This window comes from Nonomuraea sp. NPDC049141 (assembly GCF_040648415.1).
GTDB lineage: Bacteria > Actinomycetota > Actinomycetes > Streptosporangiales > Streptosporangiaceae > Nonomuraea.
This window is the reverse complement of record NZ_JBEZDR010000096.1, coordinates 1-3,501: the sequence shown is the minus strand read 5'-3', so window position 1 is coordinate 3,501 and position 3,501 is coordinate 1. Positions and strand designations below refer to the sequence as shown.

The following is a 3,501-nucleotide window of genomic DNA, read 5'->3' as shown; positions in this document are numbered from 1 at the left end:
GCCCCGCCGGGGCTGGTGCGGCGCCTCGCCGAGCTCGTCGACGGCGCGGTGCCCCACGAGCAGATCGCCCGGGACCTGGGCGAGGGCGCGCGGGCATACTCCCTGTGGCGCGACGACGTGGGCAGGGCCGGCGATCCCACCGAGCTGCCGCACGCCCAGGTGTGGGCCGACTTCGTGACCCGGTCCTGGCCGCGGGAGGCCCGCGACGCCGTCGAGCGCGAGGCGACCCCGCTGGCGTACGCCTGGACCTGGCGCCAGGAGTGGGCGGTGCGTCCCGGCATCGGCGAGGCGCTGCGCCACGCCGCCGACGCCGGCCTGCCGATGGCGGTCGTCAGCAACACGCTCTGCGGTGCCGCCCACCGGGACTTCCTCTCCGCCGCGGGGCTCTCCGGGCTGTTCAGGGCGGAGTTCTACAGCGACGAGGCCGGCCCCCGGAAGCCGAACCCGGAACTGGCGCTGCTGGCGTCCCGCGCCGTCGCGGTGTCGATCGGCGACTGCTGGTTCGTCGGCGACAGCGTGCACCGCGACATCGTGTGCGCCCGTCGCGCCGGTACGGGCGCCGCGATCCTCATGCGCTCGCCCCGCACCGACCGGGAACCGGCGCTCGCGGGCGTCGAACCGGACGCGCGGATCGAGGACGGCCACGGACTCCTCGCGCTGCTACGCGAGTACGCCGACGCCTGACCCTCTACAGGCCGATTCGCACCGGCCTGGGCGGGACGCCACCGGCGACCAGTGCCGCCAGCAGCTCGGCGAGGTCGCGTGGCCCGAACAGGTCGGACCCCCGGTAGGCGACGATGTCGGACAGGGGCCACCATCGGAATTCGCTGATGTTCTCGGCGGCCAGTTGCTCATCGGACATGGTGCCTCGCGGGATGAAGGCAGCGGTACGGACGAGGAAGTAGTCGTTGACCACGCCGTCGTAGCCTGGCAGGTGTCCGGGCACCACGAACTCCTGGTGCCACACGTGAGGTGGCTCGGCGTCCACGGCCAGCCCCACATCTTCCTGCAGCTCGCGACGAAGGGCCGCAAGCGCTGTCTCGCCGCTCTCGACGCCTCCACCGGGCGCTGCCCAGACGAATCGTCCGGGCGGATCGGGAATGGAGTGTCGGCAAAGCAGGATGCGGTGGTCCTCCGTTAGGAGGATCGCGCGGACTGAGTGACGCAGTTTCGGTGACGGCACCTCGGCATTCTCGATGGCGCATCCCGTATGAGGCCGCCATTTCCATCGAGCGGCCGTGGCAGTTGCCGTCGACCAGTACCGTCCAAGCGCCAACCACTCACGGCACGGGGGAACCCTTTGACGAATTCCTTCAGCTCCCGGCGCATGCTCGCCTGGACCGCGCCCGTGGCGCTCGCGCTGACCGCGCTCGCCCCAGCCCTGCCAGCCCAGGCCGCGCCGAAACCCACGCCCACCGTCACCACCGGCCCGGTCGACAAGGACCTCAACGGCGACGGGGTGCCCGACCTGGTCGCTGTCGGCGGTCCGGGCACCGGTCTCGGCTCCGGCGTCTGGTCGGGGCTCGGCGTGAAGTCCCGCAAGACCGGCGTAGGCACCGGCCAGGTGCAGACCCCGGCCAGCAACGTCGGCCTGCGCGGCAACGGTGTCACCGGCAACGACTCCCCGGCCGACTTCGATGGCGCCCAGGTCATCACTGGGCGCTTCACCGGCGTCGACCACCAGGACTTCCTGTACTACTACCCGACCGGAACTTCCGCCGGTAACGGTGGCGTCATCCGCGGCGCTGGGGACGGCACGATGGCCAACCCTTACGGAAACCAGTTCTCGACTTTCTCCGACAATCTGATCGATGCCAACGGCAACAGCCCGCTGCAACTGGTGAACGCGTTCCAGGCTGACGGCGTCGACACCGGCATCCCGGATCTCCTCGGCATCGCCGGTGACGCCACCAACGGCTACCGGCTCGGCTACCACCCCAACTACTTCGCGCCGGGCCTCTACTACGGCGTCACCGGCCTGACCAATCCCACGCCGACCGGCGGGACCGACTGGCAGAACTGGAGCCTCGCCAGCACCGAGACCGCCTCAGGGATTGCGCTCTTCCTGCGCAATGCCGGCACCGGTGACCTGTACCTGTGGACCGGAGTCACCATGGTCGACAACGGCGACGGCACCGGCACGCTGACCCACACCCAGTACCAGGTGGCGGCAAGCTGGAACACCGGCGTCACGATCAGCACCCTGCAGGCCGCCGACATCGACGCCGACGGCACCCCGGACCTGTGGACCGTGCTGCCGGACGGCACCTACCGGGCGTACCTGATCTCCGGCCTGTCCAACAGCGGCACCGCCACGGTCACCGCCACCCGCGCCCGACCGCTGGCCTGACTTCTGTGGGCCCATTGCCGGGCCGAAAAGATCCCCACCTGCGGAAACGCCGGTGGGGATCTTTTCGTACGCACGTTTGGCGCTACAAATGGCTGCACTCGGGACCGAGATCAACCAAGGAAAGTGCTGGTGGAGCCCAGGGGACTCGAACCCCTAACCCCTGCCTTGCAAAGGCAGTGCTCTGCCAGTTGAGCTAGGGCCCCGGGAGGCGGACGAATCCGCCGGTGCCGACAGTGCCGGCGGGGATCAGCGCAGGTCGGGCGCGGTCGTCGCCTCGTGCCACAGGGCGCGCTCGTCGTTGGAAGCCTTGACCTTCCTGGCCACCACGGCTGCCACACCGACGATGCCGGCAAGGATCAGAAGCTTCTTGAACATGGGCCCTACCCTCGCGCTCGACTGCCGTCGGACGATGTGCGGTGGGGCTAGCTGGAATCGAACCAGCGACCTCAGAGTTATCAGCTCTGCGCTCTAACCGACTGAGCTATAGCCCCGCGTGGCGACGAGCAAGGTTAACCCATCCGTCCGTCCGGCCCCAAATCGGGGGCCGCCGCGACGTCCGGGTGTTGCCGTCGCCTCTGAACCTACCGGAGGCCTGCCGCCCGGCCCAGCCGATTACGCCGTCCCTGCGGCGGGTCGACGCGCCCAGAATGCACGGAAGCCGGGGCGCCGCGCCTCGGCGGTGCCCCGGCTTCCGAGGTGGCTCAGTCGCGCTCGGCGAGGGTCAGCTCGATGCCGCCCACCAGGTCCGCGCAGACGTTGTAGACGAACGCCCCGAGCGTGGCGAGCGCCGTGAACAGCACGACGTTGACCAGGCCGATCAGCGCCGAGCTGAGGATCACGCCCTTGGCGGTGATCTGGAAGCCGCTGGTGCTCTGGCCGCCGCCGGCGCTGACCAGGTCGGTCAGGCTGTCGTTGACGCTGGTGAACACGCCCATCGCGTCGAGGGCCAGGTAGAGCACCGAGGTGGCCACCACCACGACGATGAAGAGCACCACCGAGACCGCGAACGCGAACTTCATGACGGACCAGGGGTCGATCCGCTTGAGGTTCAGCCGGGCCCGGCGCGGTCCGCGCGACGCGGCCGAGCTGACCGACGTACGCGCGGCGCGTACCGCGTCACCCACGCGCGCCGCCCCGACGGCTGCGGCGCC

At 70.2% G+C, this 3,501-nt stretch carries 5 protein-coding genes and 2 tRNA genes; 2 read left to right on the top strand and 5 right to left on the bottom strand.

All coding sequences use genetic code 11. The features are described from left to right. The coding region (locus AB0B91_RS64575) for an HAD family hydrolase (protein ID WP_358342906.1) at window positions 1-684 on the top strand (684 nt) is incomplete at its 5' end. Between the two features lie 4 nt (window positions 685-688). Here AB0B91_RS64575 and AB0B91_RS64570 read toward each other — a convergent pair. Beyond that, window positions 689-1,183: an NUDIX domain-containing protein gene (locus AB0B91_RS64570; protein ID WP_357659814.1), complete on the bottom strand. Its 495-nt coding sequence runs from the start codon at window positions 1,181-1,183 to the stop codon at window positions 689-691. A 117-nt stretch (window positions 1,184-1,300) separates the two neighbouring features. On the opposite strand from AB0B91_RS64570, the gene AB0B91_RS64565 reads away from it, so the two are divergent. Further along, window positions 1,301-2,350 (top strand): hypothetical protein, encoded by a 1,050-nt coding sequence (locus tag AB0B91_RS64565; RefSeq protein WP_358342904.1) that lies wholly within the window; start codon window positions 1,301-1,303, stop codon window positions 2,348-2,350. Between the two features lie 127 nt (window positions 2,351-2,477). Here AB0B91_RS64565 and AB0B91_RS64560 read toward each other — a convergent pair. The 4 genes from AB0B91_RS64560 to AB0B91_RS64545 form a co-directional block, all read right to left on the bottom strand. Continuing rightward, a tRNA-Ala gene (locus AB0B91_RS64560) sits at window positions 2,478-2,553 on the bottom strand. A gap of 43 nt (window positions 2,554-2,596) precedes the next feature. Next, complete coding sequence (locus AB0B91_RS64555) at window positions 2,597-2,725, bottom strand: DLW-39 family protein (RefSeq protein WP_231920970.1); 129 nt, start codon at window positions 2,723-2,725, stop codon at window positions 2,597-2,599. A 42-nt stretch (window positions 2,726-2,767) separates the two neighbouring features. Continuing rightward, a tRNA-Ile gene (locus AB0B91_RS64550) sits at window positions 2,768-2,841 on the bottom strand. A gap of 210 nt (window positions 2,842-3,051) precedes the next feature. Next, window positions 3,052-3,501 (bottom strand): DUF3566 domain-containing protein (locus AB0B91_RS64545; RefSeq protein WP_358342902.1); only part of this gene is annotated, 450 nt, incomplete at its 5' end.